Here is a 23026-nt window from a genome sequence, read left to right as displayed (position 1 = left end):
CCTCCGCCCTCCTTTTTGTGTTCCGCGTGATCCATCCTAGGCCTCCTGTTTTTTCATTGTCGAGAACACGAATTGCGCGGTGCAGCTGATCAGAAGGAATCCGGTCAGCGACTCGATCCCCGCCAGAGCGCTCAGATGCCCGGTCGGATAGATATCTCCGAGACCGAGCGTCGTGATGTTGATGAGCGAGAAATAGAAGAGGTCCATCGCACTCATGGCAGGCTCCTTGTCGAAACCGCCGAGGCCCATTCTCGCAGCACCCGCGAAGCCGAGGGCGAAAAGACCGGTCACAAGCAGATGACTGGCCAGCACGACGAGATAGGCGAGGCTCAGTCGCAGAGAATTAACCGAGGTAGGCTGGACGGCCCGCCTTGCCAGGCGGATCATGCCAAGGTGCAGCCACAGAGCCGCTAGGAACAAGACAATACCTATGACTATCGCAAGCGATATAGTTCTATCTCCGGTTTGCAGGTTCCCTTTCTAACTCGGTTCGCCTTCGTTCTGTTCCCTTCGCTGCAGGAAGAGATGTTCACCTGCAAAGACCAGAACGATGCCGATCGCCGCGTAGATGACTATCATTGGATCGCTTTTCAGCTTTACCCAGGAGAAAGCGGCAAGGACGACGCCGTCAGCAGCTATGGCTGCCAACAGGATTGCCGCCTTTGCTCCCACGTCGCGGCGCAGATACCGGAAGACGCCCCAGTGCACCAGCATGTCCATGACGAGATAGAAGAACGCTCCCAGCGCCGCGATCCGCGTCAGGTCGAAGAGAACTGCGAGCGTGCCGGCCAACACGACCGTATAAACAAGCAGATGGCTTCGCAGGGGACCCGTCATGCCGAAATGACTATGCGGAATGAGCTTCATCTCGGTCAGCATCGTCAGCATACGCGAAACCGCGAAAACGCTTGCCACTACGCCTGAAGCCGTGGCCGTGATCGCGATCACCACCGTGAACCAGAACCCTGCAGGTCCGAGGGCAGGCTCTGCTGCTGCGGCCAGAGAATAGTCTCGGGCCTCAACAATTCCCTCGATACTGAGACTCGATCCTACCGCGACCGCCACCAGCAGATAGGTCACGACGCAAATGCCGATCGCGATCATGATCGTCCGACCGACATTGCGGTGTGGATCGACGATCTCCCCTCCACTGTTCGTGATGGTTGTGAACCCTTTGAATGCGAGGATCGAGAAGGCGATCGAGGCGACAAAGCCCATGCCTTCGAAGCCCGATTCCGCCTGGCCAAAGGCTCCGCCGCCGAAGCCGCTGACCCAAAGCGCAGCGATTGCGAAGATCGCGATGCCCCCGATCTTGATTCCGGACATGACGAGCGAAGCGGTGCTGACAGAACGGTTGCCCGCCGCGTTCACGACGTAGGCGAACACGATCAGGCAAAGCGCTAGTATGGACAGCAAAAGCCCGTTGGTTTCCTGCCCGAACGGTCGCAGCGCGTAGGTCGCGAAGGTCCGGGCCACCAAGCTTTCGTTGATGACCATCGAAAGCGCCATGAGCACCGAAGCTGATGCCGCGACTGTTCCCGGGCCATAGGCTTTCTGAAGGATCATCGCGATACCACCAGAGGACGGCCAGGCGTTTGACATCTTGATGTAGCTGTAGGCGGCCAGCGCCGTGACGAGCGCTCCGGCGATGAACGAGAGCGGAAAGAGTGGCCCGGCGAGTTCGGCAATCTGGCCGGTCAAAGCAAAGATACCAGCGCCGATCATGACACCGGTGCCCATCGCCACCGCACCGCTCAGGCTTATAGAGCCCTCTCGGTCGCCGCCTCCACCATCGCCATGACTGTGAATGTGCCCGTTCTGCAATTATAACTCCCGTGTGTCCTAGGCGGTCGCGGCTGAGCTCCGTGGAAAGAAAGCCGGCACCTTCGACCGGTACTCTTCAAATTCCACAGGAAATTTCTCGCGGGTTTCGGCTTCCTCTATCCGGGCCAGCCGCACATACATCGAGACCAGAACAGGGAACATCGCCAGGGTCAGGAGCGTAGGCCACCGGAACAGGAATCCCAGCATGACGAGGATGAAACCGAGATATTGCGGATGCCTGACGCGGACGTACGGACCGGTAACGGCCATTTGCCCTTCCTTCTGTGCCTTCCACAGCACGTGCCAGGACACAGAGATCAGCCAGAAGCCGCCACCGATCAATGCAAAACTGAGCAGGTGGAAAGGCCCCCAGTGTGGATTGGTTTTCCAACCGAACATCATTTCGAGAAGATGCCCGGCATCATGAGTGAACCAGTCGACGCCCGGATAATGAGACTGGAGCCAGCCGGACAGAAAATAGATCGTCAGGGGGAAACCATACATCTCCGCGAAAAGCGCAACGATGAAGGCGCTAAAAGCGCCGAAGCTGCGCCAATCCCGCTTGGTACGAGGCTTGAAGAAGCTAAATGCGAAGAAGATGAAGATCGCCGCATTAACGAAGGCGAGGAGCCACAGACCATAGCCAGACATATGCGCGCTCATTTCCCGTGCCCGCCATGGCCATGATGCATGAACAGATGCATCGCAGGGCAAAGCAGGAGCAGCACGAGCAACAGGCCATTGCCGGCAAATATGTGCGCTCGATGCTCGTAAGCCAGCAGGAAGGCAATCACGCCCAAGAAGACGAGGAACACCGCACCTGCGCGTGATTTCCAGAAACTTGTGCCGGAACGCCCGGGCGGCGTTTCACGATTTCTGTGTTCATCATGCTGATGCATCGCAGTCACCTTTCATTTGAGCGAGCGTCTTTCCTTCATCAGATCTTCGCACCTCGGAGACGCAGCGAGTTGGTAACGACCGATATCGACGATGCGCTCATGGCAAAAGCGGCGAACATCGGACTGATCAGGATGCCGAAGAACGGGAACAGCACGCCTGCTGCCACCGGCACGCCGGCAGCATTGTATATGAGGGCAAAGAACAGGTTCTGGCGGATGTTGCGCATGGTCGCGCGGGCCAGTCGGCGCGCGCGGACAATACCGTCGAGATTCCCTTTCACCAGCGTGATGCCGGCACTTTCGATGGCGACGTCCGCTCCCGTGCCCATGGCGATGCCGACATCGGCCTGCGCAAGCGCGGGGGCGTCGTTAACGCCATCACCGGCCATCGCGACCTTGCGCCCTTCGGCCTGAAGCTCCTGGATGATGCGCGCCTTGTCCTCGGGCAGCACGTCGGCGCGGATCTCGTCGATGCCGAGCCGGGCGGCCACCGCCCTGGCGGTGCGCTCATTGTCACCCGTTGCCATGATGATGCGAAAGCCCAGCTCATGGAGCGCCTTCAAGGCATCCGGCGTGGTTTCCTTCACTGGGTCAGCAACGCTGACAAGACCGGCTACGGCACCATCCAGCATCACGAACATCACCGTTTCGCCCTGGTCGCGGTAACTATTGGCCTTCTCCGTCAGTTCGGCCGCTTCGAGACCGAGGTCGGTGACGAGCTTGAGGTTGCCGAGCGCGACGCTCTTGCCATCGACTGTACCTTTGACACCTTTGCCTGTGACGGCTTCGAAGTCGGTAGCTTCACCGAGCGCCACGCCGCGTTCCTCCGCGCCCGCGACGATCGCTTCGGCGAGCGGATGTTCGGAACCCCTTTCAAGGGTTGCGGCAAGGCGCAGCACTTCGGCTTCATCGTGACCTGGTTCGGGCAAGACGGACACCAGTCGCGGCTTGCCTTCGGTCAGTGTTCCGGTTTTGTCGACCATCAGCGTGTCGATCTTCTCGAAGCGTTCGAGTGCTTCCGCGTTCTTGATCAGAACGCCTGCCTGCGCGCCGCGCCCGGTCGCCGTCATGATCGACATCGGCGTGGCGAGGCCAAGCGCACATGGGCAGGCGATGATGAGGACGGCAACGGCGGCGATCAGCGCGTAGGACAGCGCCGGAGCCGGACCCCAGAAGGCCCAGCCGATGAAGGACAGGATAGCAATGCCGATGACAACCGGCACGAACCATCCCGAAACCTTGTCGGCGTATTTCTGGATCGGCGCGCGCGAGCGCTGCGCATTGGCGACCATCTCGACGATCTGGGAGAGCATGGTGTCGGCGCCGACGCGGGTTGCTTCGATAACCAGACTGCCGGTTCCGTTGATCGTCGCGCCCGTCACGGGATCGCCCGCGACCTTTTCAACCGGGACAGGCTCGCCGGTGATCATGCTCTCATCAACCGACGAGCGCCCGTCCGTCACGACGCCATCAACCGGCACCTTGTCGCCCGGCCGCACGCGCACCCGGTCCCCGACCAGCACGTCTTCGAGCGGGATTTCCTCTTCGCTGCCATCCTCGCGGATCACTCGGGCGGTCTTGGCCGCAAGATCGAGCAGCGCGCGGATCGCCTTGCCCGTGCCTTCACGAGCACGCAGCTCCATCACCTGGCCCAGCAGCACCAGCGTGACGATGACAGCTGCCGCCTCGAAATAGACGCCGACATGGCCCTCGGCATCGCGGAAGCCGTCGGGGAATATGCCCGGCGCAAGCACAGCCACAATGCTGAAGGCCCAGGCGGCCATCACCCCCATCCCGATCAGCGAGAACATGTTAAGGTTCATCGTGCGGAAGGAATTCCATCCCCGCACGAGGAATGGCCAGCCACACCACAGGACGACGGGTGTGCCGAGTGCCAGCTCGATCCAGAGCGTGTTGCGTTCCCCGAAGATATCCCTGACGCCGCCAAGGCCGAGGAACGGCCCCATGGTCAAGACCAGCAGCGGGAGGGTGAGGACGGCGCCGATCCAGAAGCGCCGTGTGAAATCTACCAGTTCGGGGTTCGGTCCCTCTTCGGCCATTGTAGCAGATTCGAGTTCCAGCCCCATGCCGCAGATCGGGCAGGAACCGGGCTTCGTTTGCCGAACCTGCGGATGCATCGGGCAGGTGTAGACCGTTCCGGAATATCCGGCCGGCACCTTGTCGTAGCGCTTGTCGTCCGCTCCGATTTTGGCGTCTGCGAGGTGACCATGGTGGCCATGACAGCAAGCGTGGCCGTCCTTCGCCTGCTCGCTGCCTTCAGGCACGAGATGCATCCCGCACTTGGGGCAATCTCCCGGCCCCTCCTGCCGCACTTCGGGGTGCATCGGGCAAGTGTAGATCGTGTGATAGCTTGCCTCGTGGTGCTCGTGATGGGTGTGGTCGTTCATGGCGTCACCGTGTCGTTCTTGCTGTGGCTCGACTGATCGATTGATTCCTGGGCTTGCAGGTCGCGGCATGCGTCGGCCAGCGCCTGCGCGAGCGAGATTGCATTGCTGACATGCGGTATGGAGTCCGTCGTCACGACCCGTGATGCGCCCGCCGCAAGAATATCGTCGTGGGCATCGCCGGCAAACACCGCATGGATCACGACGCAGATGGGCGGCTTCGTTCCTGCTGCGAGTAGTCGCTCGATCGCCTCGATCAGTGTCCGTCCCGATGAGGCAATGTCATCGACGATCACGGGCGTTCCGTCGAGAAGCGCTTCGCTATGCGGCACGCTGACTTCGACACTGCGATCGCCGCTACGGTGCTTTTCGAGCACTTCATAGGGCCGGTCCGCCAGTCGGGCGACTTCAGCGACCCATTGCCGGCTCTCGCTGTCGGGACCGAGTAGCACCGCATCGGGTACGTTTGCGGCGATCCATTCGCCCAGCAGGGGTGCGGTTTCGATCCGGCGGACCGGAATGTCGAACAGGTCTTCGAGTGCATGGATCCGGTGCAGATGCGGATCTGCGGTCACCAGCCAGTCGAAGCTTTCCTCCAGGAAGCGGGCAAACAAGGGAGCGCTGACCGCCTGGCCTTCGGCAAATCGCCTGTCCTGCCGCATGTAGGCGAGATAGGGCGCGATCAGTCCGACGCGGCGAGCACCCATTTCTCTGGCTGTCTCTGCTGCAAAGCGCAGGGACAACGCAAGCGGATCGGGCTCACGCAAGGTGGCGAGAATTGCGACATCCTTGCCTGCAAGGTCGCCAGGCAAGGTCACGAGGCTCTCGCCATCCGGAAATCGGTGGACATCGACCTCCCCGCTCTGCGCTCCGACTAGCGCGGCGATGGCTTCGCCCAGGGGCAGCATGCCGGGAAAGGCAAGGATACGGTTCACGGCGCTTCTCCAACCACGAAGGGAGAAACGCCTGAGCGGGCATAGTCCTGCGCCCAAACAAGTTCACCCTGCGTTTCCGCGTGAATCTCGTAGAGCGGCTGGCCTGCATCGATCACATCGCCCGGCCTTGCGTGCAGACGTACACCGGCGTGCTTGCGGCCCGGAGCCCCGGCCAGTTTCGCGATTTTGGCGATGCGGCGGTTATCGATCTCCCTGATCGCGCCGCCAACATCAGCTGTTTCGATGGAGTGGTAAGGTGCGCTGCCCGGTTCGCGAAACCCGCCCTGTGCCTCGCAGATCGACAGAAATTTCGCTTCGGCCGCACCGCTATCGAGCAGGTTCCTCGCCGTCTCGCGGCCCTGTCCGCCGTTCGCTTCCGCCAGGTCAAGCAGGGCGCCCGCCAGGTCTAGTGCCCTCTCTCGCAGGTCCATCGGGGCATTGGGGGCACGCCTCAGGACCGCAAGCAGGTCGTGTGCCTCGAGCGCCGGGCCGATACCGCGTCCCACCGGGGCCAATCCGTCACTGACATGGATCCGCAGGGACAGGCCGATCGCCTTGCCGACGGCATGCAGACGCTCGGACAGGGTTCGCGCAGCCGCCTCCGTTCGGACCTTGGCCGTGGGTCCGACCGGCATGTCGATCAGCACATGGGTTGAACCCGCTGCCGCCTTCTTGGAGAGCACGCTGGCGACGAGCTGGCCGTCGCTGTCGAAATCGAGCGGCCGCTCGATCCGGATCAGCAAATCGTCGGCGGGGCTGAGATCGAGGCCACCGCCCCACACGACGCAACCACCCTCACTTTCGACCACGCGGCGCATGGCGGCGATGTCGAGCGCGACCGGCGCCAGGACTTCCATCGTGTCGGCGGTGCCCGCTGGCGAGGTAATCGCGCGGCTTGAGGTTTTGGGTATGCGAAATCCCGCGGCAGCAAGGATGGCCACGACAATGGGAGTGGTCCGGTTGCCCGGCAGTCCGCCTACGCAATGCTTGTCGAGGACCAGCCCCGCACCCCAATCAAGCGTCTTGCCCGCGCCGTGCATCGCCCGCGTGAGGGCGATCGTTTCGGCAATATCGAGGCGGTCACCAGCACAAGCCGTGATGAAGGCGGCAAGATCGAGATCGGACAGGCGGTGCGCCACCGTATCGCTGATGATGGCCTGGCATCCAGCCGCATCGAGGCGCTGGCCGTAGACCTTCGAACGGATCGCGGAAGCCGAGGCCGGCGGCTCCGGATGAGAGAAGGTGACAAACTCGCCGTCGTCGGCCTTGAGCGCGGTCCAGGCGGCTTCACTGAGGCCTGCAGTATCGGGCGGCAGCCAGTCCGCATCGGTAACAACATTGAGCGCGGCAACGATTGACCGCTGGCCGTGCGTTATCTCGACCTGGGTCAGAACCGAGAAGCCCTCCGCCCGGCACAGGTGGCAATCTTCGCGCATATAAACGACAGGCTGCCGGTACGTGTCGATGCCGGCGCGCATGACGGGTATTGAGTGAATATCACCGGTCATTTCGGACGTTCCAGACTAATCCGTTCGAGGTGTTCCGGAACGCGAACTCTCCAGCCAAGCTCGTGGTCGATCCGGTAGCGCAGGGCATCCGCGCTGTCGGGTTCGCCGTGAGTGACATAGGTCATTTCCGGCGGCTTGGCCTGTCCCATCCAAGCCAGCAGTTCGTCAGCGTCCGCATGGCCGGACATGCCTTCGAGTTGGATCACTTCGGCGCGGATGTCGATCTCGCGCCCGAAGAGCCGCAGATGCTGCTCGCCTCGGGCGAGGACGGCCCCCCTCGTGCCTCCTGCCTGGAAGCCGCTCAGCACGATCGCGTTCTTGGGATCGGGGCCAAAACTGACCAGGTGGTGCAGGACGCGGCCGCCTGCGAGCATGCCGCTTGCGGAAATGATGATCATAGGTCCGACACGACGGTTGAGCTCCTTCGATTCCTCGACCGTGCGCACGCGTTCGGCGAGATCGAACATGGCCTTGCAGTCGTCCCAGCTGACGTGATGCTCATCATGGTGATTGTGGTAGATTGCGGTCGCGTCCACGCCCATCGGACTGTTGAGGTAGACCGGCACGTAGGGAATGGCGCCCCGCTCCCGCAGTTGCGCGATCTGGAGCATCACGCCCTGGATCCGGCCAACGGCAAAAGCCGGAATGACAATCGCGCCACCGCGCCGTGTGACCCGGTTGATGACGTCGGCCAGCTCCTGCTCCGGATCGACATGGCCGTGCGTACGATTGCCGTAGGTGGATTCGGTCACGAGAATGTCGGCACCTTCGAACGGGCGAGGGCCACGCATCAACGGGTCGGCCTCACGACCGACATCGCCGCTGAAATGGACCGTCCGCCCATCGACGGTCACCTGGATCTGCGCCGCGCCGAGCAGGTGTCCCGCCGGAATGAAACGCGCTGTAATGCCCTCTCCGAGGTCGAGTATCTTGTCGAAAGGCGTTTGCCGGAAATGTTCCAGCGCCGCGCGGGCATCTTCAAGCGTGTAGAGCGGCTTCGGGTTTGCGTGCCTGGAATAGCCCTTGCGCTTCGCATAGCGGGCCTCTTCTTCCTGCAGATGCCCGCTGTCGGGGAGCAGCAGGCCGCAGAGTTCGGCCGTAGCCGGCGTGCAATGGATATGGCCCTGAAAGCCGTTTCGGACCAGCGCGGGCAGATAGCCGGAATGGTCAAGGTGAGCATGCGTAAGCAGCACGCAGTCGATGGATTTCGGCGGCACCGGGAACGGCTTCCAGTTTCGTTCGCGAAGCTGTTTATACCCCTGGAAGAGCCCGCAATCGATTAGGATCCGGCGACCCTTAGCCTCGATCAGGTAACGCGAACCCGTTACGGTTCCCGTCGCGCCAAGGAATCTGAGCGAAGGCTTCTCCGAGATGCTCATTTTATCTGCCCTTTCCTAGGCACTGGCCGATCAGAGTTGAGGTCGCCGCGCGTTCGCACTCACTTCGAGCTGAAGAAGCGATGCAGTGGCACCAGCAAAACCGCCGCGTACCAGCCGTAAAGGAAACTTCCGACAGCGCCCGCGATAAAGCCTGGCCACGTCAGCCATTCAAAGCCCGGCAGGAGCGGTGCCCACGCATCGAGCATATGAAATTTGGCCGGGACGAGCAGGCCATAGCCCACGCACAGGAGATACGTGATGAGCAGGAACAGACTGAGCGTCCAGCCCCAGATGCGAATCCCTTGCTTCAAGGTTGTATCGGTCATTACAGGCCTCCTGTTGCTCACAATACATAAGGGGAGTATAGTATATACGCTTTCCTGTTTCAAGAGTTGCTGATTTGGCGAATGATTGGCTCAACCTCGAAAAGCTGGCATGGGAGAGACGATGAGCGATAAATTCTCACGAGAAATCGCGCGCATGCGCAGGATCGAAGGCCAGGCGCGCGGCATTGCCAAAATGATGGAAGAGGACCGGTATTGCATCGATATCCTCCAGCAGTTCGCGGCAATGGAGGCTGCCTTGCGTTCGGCGCGCATGGAGGTGCTCAAGATTCATGCGAGCCATTGTCTCGAAGAGGCTATCGAACTGGGGTCGAAGGGCGACCAGCGAGCTAAAATCGCTGAACTTATCGCCCTTCTGGAAAAGCAGGCGCGCTGATCCCGTCGCCCATCAGGGCAATCATTCATTGCCAGGTCTGGCGACCTAACCGGGGCCATGGCCAGGATGCGCCGCATGATCCTGTGCGGCGGGATCGGCAGGCGGAGCCTCGCTATCCGGTGCGCTATTGGATTCCGGCTTGCCCATTTGTCCGTGGCCCATTTGCGAGTGGTCCATCGTTCCGTGATCCATCTTAGAATGATCCATCATGCCGTGGTCCATTTGCGAGTGGTCCATCATCCGGCACATCATCTTGCCGTCTTCACCTTTGGCCATCATGCCTTGCATCATCTTGCCATTGTGCATCATTTCGCACTTCTGCGGCATTTCAGCTGGAGGCGAGGGCTGATCTGGCGCGGCCTGTTCAGACTGTGCCATCACCGGACCGGCAAGTAGTAGGCCTGCCAGGAAAATTGTCTGCTTTTTCATGTTGGTTCTCCTCGTCTTGTTCAGTTGTAGCTATTGAACACCGTGCGCCCCGTCTTGCCGAAGGCAATGACCTGGTATGGCTGGGTGCGCCCGCTCATTTCCATACCCGGTGAGCCGACCGGCATTCCGGCGACTGCCAGCCCCTCGACGCCTGCGGGGCGTTCACGCAGAAGGCGCGCAACATCGCCGGCTGGCACATGACCTTCGATGACATAGCGATCGACGATCATCGTGTGGCACGAGCGAAGCTCGTCGGGGACGCCTTCGCGGTCCTTAATCGCGCCCATGTCGGCGCTGTCCTGCACCGCCACGTCGGCGTGCAGGCCCTCGCGGATATGTGCGGCCCAGGCCTCACAGCAACCGCAGTTTGGATCGCGGAACATGGTATAGTTCGCCGCCTGTGCGGCACCGCTGCATGCGGTAAGGAACATGGTTCCAAGCAGCGCTATTAGCCCCGTACGGGACGTTCCCGGATCAAATACCTTCATTTGTGTTCCATTCCTTCCATCGCGTGATTGGACATGGTCGACATGTCATGGCCTGCGTGCGGATCGACTGGCGGTGCCTCCTGCGGCGCAGCTGGCTGGGTTACTTTTGGCACTGAGCCTGCATCATCTTCCTGCGCACCGCTGTTTCGGCCAGGTCGAGGCTCAACCGGCGTTCGCAAAGGGACGTCAGTCGCCGCCTTCTCGGACTGTTCAGGTTCGCCGGGCTCCAAACTCTCTGCGATCGTCTCATTCTCGGGCGCTGCAGATTCCGAGAGCGCCGGGACGCTGTCCTGCGATGCTTCCTCCGGCTTTCTATCACATCCCGCGAGCAAAAGGGCCGCTGTCGACATCAGTCCGCAGAGGGCCGCGCGGGTCACAGTGAATTTTCGCATCGTGCTTACTCCAGACCAAGATGGTTGGGGCCGAAGACCATCTCACCGCCGAGATAACCCTGCACGACGAGGGCGACTGCAAGGATCGCGAGCGTGACGCGGAGGCCTGATCGCCGGTTCGAGCGGAATGCGAACCACGCAGCTAGGATTGCCACCCCCGCGACCGCCGAGCCGTTCCAGCGATGGACCCCAAGCGTTTGCGACCTATCCGAAAGCCGCCAGCCCGCAGCAAACCAGCCAAGCAATGCGGCGACCAAGGCACCTATCGCGCCACCGGCAACAAGGAACCGCACGGTCGTCTCGAGACCAAGCGCAGGCCGCAGCGCCAGAAGGAGTTCGGCAAGGGCGGCCATGAGCAGCAGAGCAACGGGGAAATGCGCCGCGATTGGATGAAGCCGTCCAAGAAAGTCGCCTGTCGACGTCACCCGGTTTTCTGCAATCGCTGCCTCGAGCGCCTGCTCCGGCGTCTGCCGCTCGCCAACACCATCCGCGGATGGGTGCGACTGCGCCATGAACTCGGGGTCGTGCATCGCGCCTGCCGCTTCTTCATGCTTGGCGGTTGCCTCGTGCATCTCCATCTGCACCATCTCGGCATCGCTCATATTGTCTTTGTGCCCTTCATGCGCATGGACGGCGATTGGCACCGCGAAGACCGTAACGACCAGGAGGGCCATGACTTGGCGAAAGACAGGAGTTTGCTTCATGCTCGTTTTACGCTCTCACTTGCCGCACCCCTCAGAATTATTTTGAGGGGCAATGACACCGGAGGCGTATAGAAAGCGAGCAGACAGGAACGAGACAGGATGCGAAACGAACAACGATTGGACAATGCTCTGGCACGCCTAAGATCCTCAGCCGATCCGGCGCTGCCGGACGGCTTCATGGACGGCGTCTGGATGCGAGCGGGCCAAATGGAGGCTCTATCCGCGCAGCGCACACGTTTTGTGCTCTTCGCGGCCATGGCTTTCATCGGGCTTGGCGCGGGATTCGGAACAACGCAGGCGCCGGCCCATGCCGAGCCTGCAGGCTATCAGCTAGTAGAAGGCGCGAATCTGTCACCTGCCGCCCTGCTTCACGTCGAACCATGAAAATAGGTGGTTTTCAGCTGCTGTTGGCTATTCTGCTGGCGGTGGCAGCTGGGTGCATCGGTGCATTTGCGGCAAACGAATGGCGCCAATCCAGCCACCCGCAAACCCTCCATGATTTCGTCCATGATGAACTCGACCTCGATACCGCGCAGAACAGCAGGCTCGAGCAACTCGAAACACGTTTTGCTGTCGAGAGGAAGGAACTCGAACTGTCGCTGCGCGCGGCCAATGTCCAGCTGGCTGCAGCCATGGAGGAGGAGCATGACTACGGGCCCAAGGTCGCGGCGGCGATCGACGATGTCCACGCGCGAATGGGGAATCTCCAGAAGGCCACGGTAAGGCATGTCTTTGCCATGCGCGCGCTGCTCGATCCGGAGCAGCAAAGGCGCTTCGACCACCAGGTGGCTTTGTCCCTCACCGGCGAACCTGGCGAATGACCGGCAGTGCGAGGTCCGGACGACACGCTTGAGAGGGACCTGATTGAAAAGGTCAGGGCGGGTAATAGAGCGGCCTTCGATCAACTCGCAGGAGTCCACCTGCCACGCCTGCTGCGCTTATCTCGCCGTATGCTCGGGTCAGGCGATGAGGCTCAGGACGCCCTGCAAAATGCACTCGCATCGACCTGGATCGCGCGCGCCAAACTGGACCCCTCAAAGCCGATTGCGGCCTACCTGACGACGGTGACTCTCAACAAATGCCGGGACCGGATGCGGAGACGAAAGGCGGCAAGGCTCCTCGGCCTCGGTGCGTTCGATCCGGACATGCCGGTGGCATCCGACGCGCCCGGCGCGGAATCCGAGATTGCCGATCGGCAGGCGCTGGAAGAAGTTTCCCGCGCGATTGAGCGCCTGCCGATCCGTCTGCGCGAAGCGCTCGTCCTAGTTGCCATCGACGGACGCAGTCAGCGGGAGGCCGCCGAACTTCTCGGCGTAACCGAGAAAACAATCGAGACCCGCGTTTACCGCGCGAGGCAGCGGCTGCGCGAGAAACTCGATTTTGTTTGAGGGGTAATCCCGCTCCCGGCGTAAGCGGGAGTATGAGCACTACATCTCTAAGCGGCAGGTTCGCGATCGATCGCCGGAAATTTCTTACGCGCAGTGCAGGAGCAGCGAGTCTGCTAGGTCTTGGTCATGCCCTGCCGGCTTGGGCACGCGGGAGCCACGGCGGGACGCTGGCACGCAAAGGCAGCGACGTTCTTTCGGGTGAGCATCTGACGATGACCGTTGCGGATTCAAGCTTCGCCACCGGCAGTCGCCACGGTCCGGCAGTGACAGTCAATGGAACGCTGCCCGGTCCCTTGTTACGTTTGCGTGAGGGTCAGAATCTTGTGGTCGACCTCGAGAATGACAGCTCGATGGGAACCTCGATCCACTGGCACGGTCTGCTCGTGCCGTTTCTGATGGACGGAGTACCTGGCGTCACCATGGCTGCAGTCGAGCCGGGGGATCGGTTCCGCTACGAGTTTCCGATCCGACAGGCGGGGACCTACTGGTGGCATGCGCACACCCTGCAGGAGCCGATGGGGCATTATGGCCCGATCATCATCGACCCGGCGAACGGCGACCCCCACCAGGTCGATCGCGATTATGTCGTGATGCTCTCCGACTGGTCGCCAATGGACCCGCATGTCCTGATGAAGAAGCTGAAAGTCGGAGAGGCACCCTTCAACTTCCAGAAGACCACGGCGACCGACGATTATCCCCTCTCGGGCGCTGAACGCCGGATGTGGGCCCGCATGCGCATGATGCCGACCGATATATCGGACGTGTCCGCGCCGCTCTACAGCTACCTCCTCAACGGCCATGGACCCGAAGACGGGTTGGAATTTGTCTTCAACCCGGGGGAGCGTGTTCGCCTGCGCTTCATCAATGGCGCGGCGATGACGTTCTTCAATGTGCGCATTCCCGGCCTGCCGATGACGGTCATCGCCGCCGACGGGCAGGACGTTCGTCCGGTCGAAGTCGACGAGTTCCAGATCGGCAACGCCGAGACCTACGATGTCATCGTCGAGCCGACCGGCGCAGACGCTTTCGCGATCGTCGCCGAGGCGATGGACCGTTCAGGCATGGGTGTCGCCATGCTGGCGCGTCGTCCCGGTGCGCAGGCATCAGTGCCTCTACTACGCGACCCTCCGCTGCTGACGATGGCCGACATGGGCATGAATCACGGCTCGTCAACCGGCAACCTGGGCCATGGCGGGATGGACCACGGCGCCATGGCAGGAATGGATCATGGATCGTCCGCTGCCGATTCGGGAGCAATGGACAGCTCGATGGACATGGGATCGATGTCGATGCGCGACACGTCACTGCTTCCGCCAAGCGTCAAGGTCGGACCCGGCGTCGACATGGTTTCCATGAACCCAGTCGACCGCATGGGCGATCCCGGTATCGGTCTTGCCGACGTTGGCCACCGTGTCCTCAACTACAGGCAGCTTGTCTCGGCAAATATGAACCCGGACATGCGCCGGCCGACGCGGCTGAAGGAAATCCACCTGACCGGTAATATGGAACGATACATGTGGTCGTTCGACGGCCAGAAGTTCTCCGCCGTCACCGACGATCCGATCCGTTTCGCCTTCAACGAACGGGTCCGGGTCAAGCTCGTCAACGACACGATGATGGCTCACCCGATCCACCTGCACGGGCATTTCTTCGAGCTGGTGAACGGTGCGCCGCATGGACATCAGCCATTGAAACACACGGTCATCGTCCAGCCGGGTGGCAGCGCGCAATTCGATCTGACGGCGAACGAGCCAGGCGACTGGGCGTTTCACTGCCATCTCATCTACCACATGCACAACGGGATGTTTCAGGTCGTGACGGTCCGCCCGTTGCAGGGGGGAGAAGGCTGATGCGAGCTGCAACTCTCCTCCTTTTCCCGCTCGCGGTGTTGCCCAGCATGGCAATCGCGCAAGACCACCAGCATGGCGCGCAAGCTCCCAAAGAAAGCGAGGCCACAGCTCCTTCGCACACGCCTACGGAGCCTTCCGCCGGAGACGGCAGCGGCATGGACCATGACACGATGGATCATGGGACCATGGACCATTCTGCAATGAACCACGGGACGATGGGCCACGGCACGCCAGATCGTGGGATGATGGAACATGGGCCGATGGGGCATTCCGGTATGGAGCACTCTGCGATGCCAGATGATACGCCGATACCGCAGGGGCCGCCTCCGCCGGATGCCTTCGAAGGCCCGGCCTTCGCCGCCGATGCTTTCGTCGGAGCTGAGAAAATGGCCGCGTCGCGCGCTTCGGTTGTCCGCGAAGTGAGTGGTCTGCCCGTATTCTGGTTCCAGGCCGATCGTGCCGAATATCGCGCGCGCGAAGGCAAGGACGGCTACCTCTGGGATGTTCAGGGCTATTACGGCGGTGATCTAGACAAGTTCTGGTTCAAGAGCGAAGGGGAAGGCAGCTTCGGCGAGAAGCCTGAAGCGGCTGAAGTACAGGGCCTTTGGAGCCATGCGATTGGCCCTTGGTGGGACCTTCAGGTAGGCGCCCGACAGGACCTGGCCGGCCCCGAACGCACCTATGCTGTTGTTGGCGTGCAGGGGCTCGCGCCTTACCTGTTCGAAGTCGATACCGCAGCGTTTCTCTCGACAAAGGGCGATCTCACCGCACGCATCGAGGCTGAGCTTGACCAGCGTATTACCCAGCGCCTGATCCTCCAGCCGCGTGTCGAACTGAATCTGTCGGCGCAGGATATTCCCGAACTCGGGATCGGGGCCGGACTCGACACTGCCGAGGTCGGCCTGCGTCTGCGCTACGAATTTGCTCGCGAGTTCGCGCCATACCTAGGCATCGAGCAGGAGTGGAAGCTGGGAGGAAGTGCGGACTATGCTCGTCTGCTTGGAGAAGGCACATCTGCGACCAATTTTGTCATTGGTGTCAGATTCTGGTTCTAGGTGCTCTGGCTCAAGGCGCAAGCAAGCCTGATGCTCCCATTCCTCGGTTTCGAAAATGACGACTTGCACAAGGTAGCTCCATTGACCGGTCCACCGTATTGGCTCTTCAACGGCCGGAGGTCCCGATAAATCTGAAGCTGGTCTGCGTCCGTGCACCGAGTTTTTCGGTGAATTTATCTCACATATCACTGGTGCATAGGGCCAGGCAAATATGCTGCGGTAGTTTCGCTGGTTGCCGATGAGCCTCTGGAGCCTGCGGAAAATGCTCGCGTTATCGTCGAGGCTCATCGTTGCCGTGCCCAGCATCCTGAACTCCGTGCGGCTTGATGAAGCCTGGATAATCCTTCGATCAATTCCAGTTGTCGCGCGCATAGCGCATGCCATCGCATTTCCGAAATGGTGGGGGTATCAATGGGGGTATTTTGCTGCTTTCGATATAAAATACGTCGTAAAATCAGCGTCATAATGGAATTGTAAATATCCCTCCTCCGCTACCATTTTCAACGTCCATAAGCGTCCTTAGGGTTCCGCTTGCTTCCGGGAGCGATGCTGAAGGCGGCAGAAATCCGCGCATTCTGGTCGTGTTGCACAACCTCATGTGTCTTTATGCTTCCGCTTGGTTCCGTGTGCAGCCAGCAGGGGAGTGGGGGTTTTTTGGGGGTATTTCGCCGAAGGTTGAAAATGCTCGATACCCCCAACAAGCGTCGGGATGGATGTACAACGTTTATGCCGTAAAATCATACAATTATGTGCTATTTTTCTGGGATGTTTCCCACGAAAATTTTCGTAAAGGTCCCAATTTCCGTCAGAATGTGAGTCCCGCAGAGGGATTCACGGAAATGTCAGCGTGTCGGACGGTGCGGGACGGCAGGTTTCGGAACATGATTAGCGGGTAGCTGCCGCTAGATTGCATCTCGATGCGGTGACAGCTTTGCGCCCTCCTGGCGGGCGATCAGCACCCCAATGTGCGATCCTGAAACCGGTGATCCGGTTCGCAAGAGGCATGAGGTAAACTCCCGCTTGACGAACATCTTATGTGAGTTTGCTGCTTTGCTCGCGACTTCGACTTCGACGAACCTGTGACGACCGCGTTTTTTTACGACGGTGCGAGCTATGCTGTCGCCGGTCGAGTTCGAACGACCGCAAACATGAGTACAAAGGGCGTCCACAAATCTAGGAGCTATTTATACGTCCGAAAGGTAACAATAAGGAGAGTGCGTCAGCGATGATGGCGGAGTGTTTTGATGCGCGGAGCGGACGAACGGCCGGTGGGCCTGTTTTGCTATGTTCGGTAAGCTGCCAGGGTGAGACTGTTGCTATTGGCCGGAGAACGCCAGCCCAACTGCTCAATTGGGGCCGGCTTTTACGAAACAGAAAAATGGTAAGGTTCCGAATGCAGCCTGTCCGGCGCTACGCCCTTGTTTCGCAACAGGCGGGACGTAACGTCGATAGCGTGTGGCGAGCCGAAGGCATAGACGCGGAACTCGCTCAGATCGTCAAAGTCCTTGCCGATAATGTCAGGCAGTAGTCCAAGGCGATCCCAGCGCTTCAGCGTTCCGCCTCCCACGACGGTCGCGCAGCGGCGAAGATCTTTCAGAAGCTTGCAAACCTGGCGGAGATCTTCCTCGCCGTAGACATATTCGGACATCAGGAAGCCGGCATAGACATAGACCGGATTACGCATCCCGGCCTTGGCGATTCCGCGCAGGAAGCCGAGCAACGAGCCAAGTCCCGTATTGTTGGATATGCACAGGATCGGCGCGGTGCATTTTCGACGCAGATACGCTGCTCCCAGAGGCCCTTTGATCTTGGCGGTGTCGCCGGTCCTCAGCGCGTCCGCGACGTGTTCCGATGCCCGACCGAGATTGTGTAGCTGGATATCGAAGACCAGGGTGGGGTCCGTCGGCAGGCCTGCTGCAGAATACATGCGCGTGATGTCGGGCGACCAGGTCACTTCAAAATACTGACCGGGTTCGAACTTGAGGGTCCTGTCCGTACTGAGTATCAGACGGCGAACCCGCTCGACAGGGGATTCGATCGCTTCAACACGGCCACGGGCAATCTGGGGAGGCAGGACCAGAACGTCGTCCGGGTCAGCGATTTCGACTATGCAATCGGCGTTGGGGACGGTTTGACAAGCCAACACCGGCGACATTTCAATGCTGGTCCCGCGTTCGGGGGTCAGACCCTGCACGGAAAACGAACATTTGCAAAGGCCGCACCGGCCATCCCTGCAACTGTGCGAAATAGGTTCATCATGTCGCAATAATGCGTCAAGCAGGGTCTCATCTGCTTGTATTTCGAGGGTGCGGCGGTCGGGGATGAGGGTGATTTCCATTGGCGCACTAATCAGACGGTTTGGAGAAAAGCTCGTAAACGAGGTTCCTCAGCCACACATTGGCCGGATCCCTGTGCAGGCGGCGATGCCAGAATACATCGACATGCACTATCGGTAGTATTCCCGGAAAGGGAAGGCTGATTAGCTCGTATGGTTCCTCCAGCAGCAAAGCGGCATCTTCTGGAAGAGTGGCCACGAGGTTGGTCGCGTGCATTACGGGACCAAGGCTGAGAAAATGCGGCAGCATCAGTCGGATATTCCTGGAAATCCCCTTGCGGGCGAGAAGGGCATCGATGTCTCCGTGCCCGGTGCCCTGCGCGATTACGACGACGTGTTCCTGTGCGATGTAATCGGCCATCGTCCATTCCGCCTTGTTTGCGAGGGGATGGTCCTTGCGCATGCAAATGACGTGCTTCTCCTTGAGCAGCCGCCGGTGAACGAAATTGCCCTTCATGTTGGGAAAGACGTCGATCGCCAGATCGAGCGAACCCACCTCCATTTCTTCCCTAATTTCGCTTTTGGGAGGCCTTATCGTCGTAAAGCTGACATGTGGTGCGATTTCGGCAGTTCTGGCTAGAATTTTCGGGAGAAGATAGGCTTCGCCGATATCGGTCAAACCGAGTCTGAAGAGACGCCGGTCGGAGGCTGGCTTGAAATCTGTCGGCTGTGTGAAAGCAGCGTCGACCATTGCCAGTGCGTAGCTAATCGGCTCCGCAATCTGGATCGCAAATGCTGTTGGCTCCATGCCCCCTGGTGCCCGGGTAAACAGCTCGTCGTCTGTGATGTCGCGCAACCGCTTCAAGGCATTGCTGACACCGGGCTGAGTAATGCCCAGCGCTTCGGCGGCGGCCGAAACTTTTCTGTCCACCATCATGCGATGGAAGATTCTCAGCAGGTTGAGATCCAGTTTCAGGAGGTCAATCAATTCCCACAATTGCCCTTTCTTACGGCATCCAATTCCCAATCAATCACCGTTTGGGCCCCAGTCGCGAGCACATCAGGTCTGTACTTTTTTCCGGTATGATATCCGCAAACTCTTTCACACCCAAGCGGATCTTTCCCGCGGCATCCGCGTGCAATCGTCGGGTGACCAGGCCCGGCAGACTAGACAAAGCTGTCCGCGTGCAGTTGTGTTTCGGGCACACGCAGATCGATTTGCAGCAACCGGCGGACCGCATCGATCATCGGTGGCGGTCCGCAGAAATAGTATTCGAACCGCTTTGCGTCACCGACTGTTTCCAGCCAGCGGTGGAGGACTTCGTGAATCATCCCGGTTTCGCCGGACCAAGACGTTCCGTGCGAGGCCTCGGAAATTGCGGGTACGACCGTGACCCTTTCCGCCAGTTGAGGATCCTCTCGAAACGTCCGATCTATCGGCAGATCGGAAGGCGTACGGGCACCGTAGAAGAGATGGATAGTCCGGTTGTCGAGAGGGGGGTGACGCACGGCAGCGGAACAGATTGACTTCAACGGCGAGATACCCGAACCGCCGCCGATGCAAACGATGTCATGATCGGCATCCGGCCGCAGGAAGGACAGGCCATAGGGGCCATCCAGCCCGATCAAGTCTCCGGGCCGGATCTTCTCCGCCAGCACGCCCGATCCCTGTCCACCGGAGATATGCTTGATGATGAATGTCCACAGCCCATCGGCGTTCGGCAGGTTGGACATCGAATAGGCGCGATCACCGGAAACACCGGGCAGGCGCAACATGGCATATTGGCCGGGCAGGAAATCCGCAGAGCCGTCGCATCTGAACCGATATTCGGCCATGTCGCTGGTTAGCGGACGGCATCCCTCGTAGCGGGCGGAGTGCAGGGCTGGCGGATGGGTCGGGACGAATTCGGGTTTGAGGCGAACCTTGATCGCGCAGTCACCCGTGACCCGCGATTGGCAGGCCAGTCGCCGTCCGCGCGATCGTGCTCTTTCCGACAGGCCCGGCGCTGCGCTCCAGGCATCCTCGACACCGCCGGAAACGAGTTCGAACTGGCAACTTCCGCAGCCTCCCGAATTGCAGTCGTAGGGAAAGCCTATCCGATTGCGGAGGGCTTCGCGCAGCAGGAGTTCTCCTTCCTCCGCCTGGAATTCACCTTGATCGAGTATTTCAATGCGCGCGCTGCCCATCGGTCAATCAAGATCCGCGAATATCTCATCGCCTTCTCTTGTCACCTTGTAGGTTTGCAGCGGCTTTTCGCACGGAAAGTGCGTGGCCTCGCCCGTGCGGACGTCGAAGCAGCCGCCATGCTGAGGACATTCGATCGTATGGTCTTCCAGCCAGCCCTCGGTTAACGTGGCCACGCCATGCGTACAAAGGTTGCTGGTAACGAAGAAGTCACCATCAACGTTGTAAACCGCGAGCATGTCACCGGCGTCGGTATCCACGCTCAGCATCTCCCCTGGCGGTACTTCGCTGGCGCTGCACAGTCTAACCTTACGTCCCATTCCTGTCCGCTCCCGTTATTCGTTATATGGCCCGGTGCGTGATCTGTTCGGCGGCACTGTCAGCACGCCTCGCCGGACATCAAGCGTCCGGCGATCTTGCCGATCTCAACCATCGTCACCCAGTTCGACGTCGAGCCCGAAACCCGATGCTTCGATCCCGTGACCGAACAGGTCTGCCTTGTAATAGACCAGCTGATCGCTCGATTTGACTCCACCCCAGCCAAGCTCCCAGAGCCAGCCCGATGGGCTCGCGTGATAGAAGGTCAGGGCCTGGTCGTTGGAATGCTTGCCGAGTTGCATCGCCACCGGAATCTGGCGTTCCCGGATCATGTCGTGCGCGATGCCGAGATCGTCGAGTTCAGTATATTCGATCATCAGGTGGTTGATGCGCTTGGGCATGGGGCCGAGGCCGAAGGCGACCGCGTGCTGCCGATCGTTGCAGTGCATGAAGGTCGGCTTGGCGGTTGCCCCGTCCGGCAATGGCAGGTGGTATTCGACACCACCCTTGAATCCGAGCGTCCGGTAGAAGCGATAGGCCGCCTCGTCGTCATCCTGTCGCAGCAGGCAGTGGCCCAGCCCCTGGCTGCCGGTCAGGAACCGCCCATGCATGGGGCGACCGGGGTGGAACGGACGACGCAGGGTCTGTTCCGGGCCCCAGAAAATCTCGGTGGGATTGCCACCGGGGTCTTCGAGCTTGAGCAGTCCGAGCACGCGTCTTTCGGCGGCCTCCTCGGCACTCGCCACTCTGTAGCTGTAGCCTGCCGCATCCAGCTGGGCAGCGATCGCATCCAGCTCATTCGGCCCGTCGACCCGCCAGCCGAGATATTCCAGATCGTCGCCACCGTTGGTGTGCACAACGATGCGGTGATGCCAGCCGTCCATCCTGAGATAGAAGCGATCTTCTTCGCCATCATCGACCAGTTCCATGCCGACGATGCAGCAGGCGTAATCGCGCCAGGCGGCGGCATCGCTTACGGAGATGCCGATATATCCGAGTTCCGTGACACTTGCCTTGTCCATATTTCCTCTCCTGCAACTTGACCCGCAGGCCGGGCAGAGCCGTTCCGCAGAAGTGTTGCCAATCCCGGGTTCGCGCCCGAAAATTCATTCCGCAGTCATGGCACACCAGGTGGCGGCGGCGCAGTAAAACGCTGATAACGATGTCCTCTAGTGGTTATCATTTTCGGTGATGAGCCCGCCTTGCGTCCAGATCTGCGGCTTCGTCGGCGTTATCAATTTTCATGATGCTGGATATTTCGGCGGTCGCTTCCGTCGTTCTGCCCCGCCGTTATTGTGTCCTGCGATCAGCAAAGCCTGGCATGCACGTAACCGCATCAGCGAAATTTCGCGAGCCCGGGCTGGACTGCAAATAAAGAAGCGCGAGCCGCAAGACGCTCGCAGGAAGAGGATTGCATGGGTTGGCTAGACGGCAAGGTAGCTTTGATTACCGGCGGTGGCGCGGGCATAGGGCGCGCGCTGGTGGAGCGGTTTGTCGCGGAAGGGGCAAAGGTCGGCGTACTTGAAGTCAATGCCGGGCGTGCGGAGGAGTTGGCTGCGGTTCTTGGGGATTCGGTTTGCGTCGTAACGGGCAGCGTTGCGAGCTTTGCTGACAATGCAGCGGCGGTGCAGCGCACTGTCGAGAAGTTCGGGCGGCTGGATACGTTCGTTGCCAATGCAGGTGTTTTCGATTTCTTCCAGCCCTTGGCGCAATACGAAGGCGACCAGATCGGCGCCGCGTTCGACGAACTGATGTCAGTCAACGTGAAGGGCGGCCTGTTGGGCGTACGGGCGGCCTTGCCCGAACTCGTGCGGTCGCGCGGAAGCGTGATCTTCACGATTTCGAATGCTGGCTTCTACGCTGGCGGTGGCGGGCCGCTCTATACGGCGTCGAAGCATGCGCTGGTCGGACTGGTCAAGCAGCTGGCGCATGAACTCGCCCCCAAGGTGAGGGTGAACGCGGTTGCCCCGGGGGGCATGAAAACCGAATTGAGCGGTCTTTCGGCAACCGGCACCTCCGGCCAGAGCCTTAGCCAGATGGACGGGCTGGATACGCTGCTGAAGGATATCACGCCGCTGCAGGTTTCGCCCATGCCTGAGCAATATTGCGGGCCGTACGTGCTGCTCGCCTCGGATGACTCAGTGGTGACCACCGGGGCGATCATCAATACCGATGGCGGCTTTGGCGTGCGCGGCATTACTGGCGTGAGGGGTGGAGAAGGCCTGTAGTGCCGATCCCGCAATCCAGCATGACACCCTCCCGGAAGGGACAA

Annotated in this window: 24 protein-coding genes; 7 read left to right on the top strand and 17 right to left on the bottom strand. The window is 60.4% G+C overall.

Translation table 11 applies throughout. The annotated features are described in order from the left end of the window. Window positions 1–36 precede the first annotated feature (36 nt). The 9 genes from SGRAN_RS14185 to SGRAN_RS14150 all read right to left on the bottom strand — a co-directional run bounded on the left by SGRAN_RS14185 (window position 37) and on the right by SGRAN_RS14150 (window position 9276). Entirely contained in the window at window positions 37–387 is a 351-nt protein-coding gene (locus SGRAN_RS14185; RefSeq protein WP_082384710.1) for an ion channel, read from the bottom strand. Window positions 388–480: 93 nt separating this feature from the next. After that, window positions 481–1764 (bottom strand): APC family permease, encoded by a 1284-nt coding sequence (locus tag SGRAN_RS14180; RefSeq protein WP_277813747.1) that lies wholly within the window; start codon window positions 1762–1764, stop codon window positions 481–483. A gap of 78 nt (window positions 1765–1842) precedes the next feature. After that, window positions 1843–2475, bottom strand: coding sequence for a methyltransferase family protein (locus SGRAN_RS14175; RefSeq protein ID WP_311879928.1), 633 nt, complete (start codon window positions 2473–2475; stop codon window positions 1843–1845). An 8-nt stretch (window positions 2476–2483) separates the two neighbouring features. Then, window positions 2484–2723: a DUF2933 domain-containing protein gene (locus SGRAN_RS21785; protein WP_054529599.1), complete on the bottom strand. Its 240-nt coding sequence runs from the start codon at window positions 2721–2723 to the stop codon at window positions 2484–2486. Window positions 2724–2761: 38 nt separating this feature from the next. Continuing rightward, window positions 2762–5068 (bottom strand): copper-transporting P-type ATPase, encoded by a 2307-nt coding sequence (locus SGRAN_RS14170; RefSeq protein WP_455363802.1) that lies wholly within the window; start codon window positions 5066–5068, stop codon window positions 2762–2764. Window positions 5069–5127: 59 nt separating this feature from the next. After that, window positions 5128–6063, bottom strand: a complete 936-nt coding sequence (locus SGRAN_RS14165) for a ribose-phosphate diphosphokinase (RefSeq protein ID WP_237233516.1) — start codon at window positions 6061–6063, stop codon at window positions 5128–5130. Continuing rightward, window positions 6060–7571: a thymidine phosphorylase family protein gene (locus SGRAN_RS14160; RefSeq protein ID WP_054529601.1), complete on the bottom strand. Its 1512-nt coding sequence runs from the start codon at window positions 7569–7571 to the stop codon at window positions 6060–6062. Before SGRAN_RS14160 ends, SGRAN_RS14165 begins: the two co-directional genes overlap by 4 nt. Further along, the gene (locus tag SGRAN_RS14155) at window positions 7568–8950 is read right to left on the bottom strand and encodes an MBL fold metallo-hydrolase RNA specificity domain-containing protein (RefSeq protein ID WP_067184679.1); all 1383 of its coding nucleotides are present in this window, start codon (window positions 8948–8950) and stop codon (window positions 7568–7570) included. The genes SGRAN_RS14160 and SGRAN_RS14155 overlap by 4 nt, the downstream gene beginning before the upstream one ends. A gap of 59 nt (window positions 8951–9009) precedes the next feature. Next, the gene (locus tag SGRAN_RS14150; protein WP_054529603.1) at window positions 9010–9276 is read right to left on the bottom strand and encodes a hypothetical protein; all 267 of its coding nucleotides are present in this window, start codon (window positions 9274–9276) and stop codon (window positions 9010–9012) included. Between the two features lie 121 nt (window positions 9277–9397). Between SGRAN_RS14150 and SGRAN_RS14145 the strand changes: the two genes are divergently transcribed. After that, window positions 9398–9670 (top strand): metal-sensitive transcriptional regulator, encoded by a 273-nt coding sequence (locus tag SGRAN_RS14145; RefSeq protein ID WP_039280293.1) that lies wholly within the window; start codon window positions 9398–9400, stop codon window positions 9668–9670. Window positions 9671–9715: 45 nt separating this feature from the next. Here SGRAN_RS14145 and SGRAN_RS22850 read toward each other — a convergent pair whose 3' ends face one another. The 3 genes from SGRAN_RS22850 to SGRAN_RS14130 all read right to left on the bottom strand — a co-directional run bounded on the left by SGRAN_RS22850 (window position 9716) and on the right by SGRAN_RS14130 (window position 11683). After that, window positions 9716–10099, bottom strand: coding sequence for a hypothetical protein (locus SGRAN_RS22850; RefSeq protein ID WP_054529604.1), 384 nt, complete (start codon window positions 10097–10099; stop codon window positions 9716–9718). 20 nt (window positions 10100–10119) lie between these two features. Further along, window positions 10120–10530 carry a DUF411 domain-containing protein gene (locus SGRAN_RS14135; RefSeq protein WP_404950423.1) on the bottom strand — a complete coding sequence of 137 codons (411 nt, stop codon included), beginning with the start codon at window positions 10528–10530 and terminating at the stop codon, window positions 10120–10122. A 454-nt stretch (window positions 10531–10984) separates the two neighbouring features. Continuing rightward, window positions 10985–11683, bottom strand: a complete 699-nt coding sequence (locus tag SGRAN_RS14130; protein ID WP_210434143.1) for a DUF2231 domain-containing protein — start codon at window positions 11681–11683, stop codon at window positions 10985–10987. 99 nt (window positions 11684–11782) lie between these two features. Here SGRAN_RS14130 and SGRAN_RS14125 point away from each other — a divergent pair, with 99 nt between their 5' ends. Genes SGRAN_RS14125 through SGRAN_RS22280 form a run of 5 tightly spaced genes read left to right on the top strand, consistent with a single transcriptional unit; the run spans window position 11783 to window position 15976 of the window. Next, the gene (locus SGRAN_RS14125; protein WP_237233515.1) at window positions 11783–12067 is read left to right on the top strand and encodes a hypothetical protein; all 285 of its coding nucleotides are present in this window, start codon (window positions 11783–11785) and stop codon (window positions 12065–12067) included. 23 nt (window positions 12068–12090) lie between these two features. Next, entirely contained in the window at window positions 12091–12504 is a 414-nt protein-coding gene (locus SGRAN_RS14120) for a Spy/CpxP family protein refolding chaperone (protein WP_237233514.1), read from the top strand. A gap of 6 nt (window positions 12505–12510) precedes the next feature. Then, the gene (locus SGRAN_RS14115) at window positions 12511–13071 is read left to right on the top strand and encodes an RNA polymerase sigma factor (RefSeq protein WP_067184665.1); all 561 of its coding nucleotides are present in this window, start codon (window positions 12511–12513) and stop codon (window positions 13069–13071) included. Between the two features lie 32 nt (window positions 13072–13103). Further along, window positions 13104–14921 (top strand): copper resistance system multicopper oxidase, encoded by a 1818-nt coding sequence (locus SGRAN_RS14110; RefSeq protein WP_067184662.1) that lies wholly within the window; start codon window positions 13104–13106, stop codon window positions 14919–14921. Then, window positions 14921–15976: a copper resistance protein B gene (locus tag SGRAN_RS22280; protein WP_054529612.1), complete on the top strand. Its 1056-nt coding sequence runs from the start codon at window positions 14921–14923 to the stop codon at window positions 15974–15976. Before SGRAN_RS14110 ends, SGRAN_RS22280 begins: the two co-directional genes overlap by 1 nt. A 1363-nt stretch (window positions 15977–17339) precedes the next feature. Here the strand turns inward: SGRAN_RS22280 and SGRAN_RS21780 are convergent. From SGRAN_RS21780 to SGRAN_RS14080, 5 genes are all read right to left on the bottom strand, one after another. Beyond that, complete coding sequence (locus tag SGRAN_RS21780; protein WP_082737271.1) at window positions 17340–18314, bottom strand: 2Fe-2S iron-sulfur cluster-binding protein; 975 nt, start codon at window positions 18312–18314, stop codon at window positions 17340–17342. A 7-nt stretch (window positions 18315–18321) separates the two neighbouring features. Beyond that, entirely contained in the window at window positions 18322–19248 is a 927-nt protein-coding gene (locus SGRAN_RS14095; protein WP_067184656.1) for a LysR family transcriptional regulator, read from the bottom strand. A 170-nt stretch (window positions 19249–19418) separates the two neighbouring features. Further along, window positions 19419–20438, bottom strand: a complete 1020-nt coding sequence (locus SGRAN_RS14090; protein ID WP_067184653.1) for a 2Fe-2S iron-sulfur cluster-binding protein — start codon at window positions 20436–20438, stop codon at window positions 19419–19421. 3 nt (window positions 20439–20441) lie between these two features. Continuing rightward, on the bottom strand, window positions 20442–20756 hold the full coding sequence (locus SGRAN_RS14085) for a non-heme iron oxygenase ferredoxin subunit (RefSeq protein WP_082737270.1): 315 nt from the start codon (window positions 20754–20756) through the stop codon (window positions 20442–20444). A 105-nt stretch (window positions 20757–20861) separates the two neighbouring features. After that, entirely contained in the window at window positions 20862–21776 is a 915-nt protein-coding gene (locus SGRAN_RS14080; RefSeq protein ID WP_067184647.1) for a VOC family protein, read from the bottom strand. 393 nt (window positions 21777–22169) lie between these two features. On the opposite strand from SGRAN_RS14080, the gene hcaB reads away from it, so the two are divergent. Then, window positions 22170–22982 carry a 3-(cis-5,6-dihydroxycyclohexa-1,3-dien-1-yl)propanoate dehydrogenase gene (gene hcaB, locus SGRAN_RS14075; protein WP_067184641.1) on the top strand — a complete coding sequence of 271 codons (813 nt, stop codon included), beginning with the start codon at window positions 22170–22172 and terminating at the stop codon, window positions 22980–22982. The last annotated feature ends 44 nt before the right edge of the window (window positions 22983–23026 follow it).

It is taken from the genome of Sphingopyxis granuli, assembly GCF_001559015.1.
Classification (GTDB): Bacteria; Pseudomonadota; Alphaproteobacteria; order Sphingomonadales; family Sphingomonadaceae; genus Sphingopyxis; species Sphingopyxis granuli.
This window is presented reverse-complemented; position numbering and strand designations above follow the sequence as displayed.

Bases quoted from the DNA above. Each gene is read 5' to 3' on its own strand.
- SGRAN_RS14185 (WP_082384710.1), bottom strand. From the start codon at position 387: ATGATCCGCCTGGCAAGGCGGGCCGTCCAGCCTACCTCGGTTAATTCT.
- SGRAN_RS14175 (WP_311879928.1), bottom strand. From the start codon at position 2,475: ATGTCTGGCTATGGTCTGTGGCTCCTCGCCTTCGTTAATGCGGCGATC.
- SGRAN_RS21785 (WP_054529599.1), bottom strand. From the start codon at position 2,723: ATGCATCAGCATGATGAACACAGAAATCGTGAAACGCCGCCCGGGCGT.
- SGRAN_RS14170 (WP_455363802.1), bottom strand. From the start codon at position 5,068: ATGCACCCCGAAGTGCGGCAGGAGGGGCCGGGAGATTGCCCCAAGTGC.
- SGRAN_RS14160 (WP_054529601.1), bottom strand. From the start codon at position 7,571: ATGACCGGTGATATTCACTCAATACCCGTCATGCGCGCCGGCATCGAC.
- SGRAN_RS14155 (WP_067184679.1), bottom strand. From the start codon at position 8,950: ATGAGCATCTCGGAGAAGCCTTCGCTCAGATTCCTTGGCGCGACGGGA.
- SGRAN_RS14150 (WP_054529603.1), bottom strand. From the start codon at position 9,276: ATGACCGATACAACCTTGAAGCAAGGGATTCGCATCTGGGGCTGGACG.
- SGRAN_RS14145 (WP_039280293.1), top strand. From the start codon at position 9,398: ATGAGCGATAAATTCTCACGAGAAATCGCGCGCATGCGCAGGATCGAA.
- SGRAN_RS22850 (WP_054529604.1), bottom strand. From the start codon at position 10,099: ATGAAAAAGCAGACAATTTTCCTGGCAGGCCTACTACTTGCCGGTCCG.
- SGRAN_RS14135 (WP_404950423.1), bottom strand. From the start codon at position 10,530: ATGTTCCTTACCGCATGCAGCGGTGCCGCACAGGCGGCGAACTATACC.
- SGRAN_RS14130 (WP_210434143.1), bottom strand. From the start codon at position 11,683: ATGAAGCAAACTCCTGTCTTTCGCCAAGTCATGGCCCTCCTGGTCGTT.
- SGRAN_RS14125 (WP_237233515.1), top strand. From the start codon at position 11,783: ATGCGAAACGAACAACGATTGGACAATGCTCTGGCACGCCTAAGATCC.
- SGRAN_RS14110 (WP_067184662.1), top strand. From the start codon at position 13,104: ATGAGCACTACATCTCTAAGCGGCAGGTTCGCGATCGATCGCCGGAAA.
- SGRAN_RS22280 (WP_054529612.1), top strand. From the start codon at position 14,921: ATGCGAGCTGCAACTCTCCTCCTTTTCCCGCTCGCGGTGTTGCCCAGC.
- SGRAN_RS21780 (WP_082737271.1), bottom strand. From the start codon at position 18,314: ATGGAAATCACCCTCATCCCCGACCGCCGCACCCTCGAAATACAAGCA.
- SGRAN_RS14090 (WP_067184653.1), bottom strand. From the start codon at position 20,438: ATGGGCAGCGCGCGCATTGAAATACTCGATCAAGGTGAATTCCAGGCG.
- SGRAN_RS14085 (WP_082737270.1), bottom strand. From the start codon at position 20,756: ATGGGACGTAAGGTTAGACTGTGCAGCGCCAGCGAAGTACCGCCAGGG.
- SGRAN_RS14080 (WP_067184647.1), bottom strand. From the start codon at position 21,776: ATGGACAAGGCAAGTGTCACGGAACTCGGATATATCGGCATCTCCGTA.
- hcaB (WP_067184641.1), top strand. From the start codon at position 22,170: ATGGGTTGGCTAGACGGCAAGGTAGCTTTGATTACCGGCGGTGGCGCG.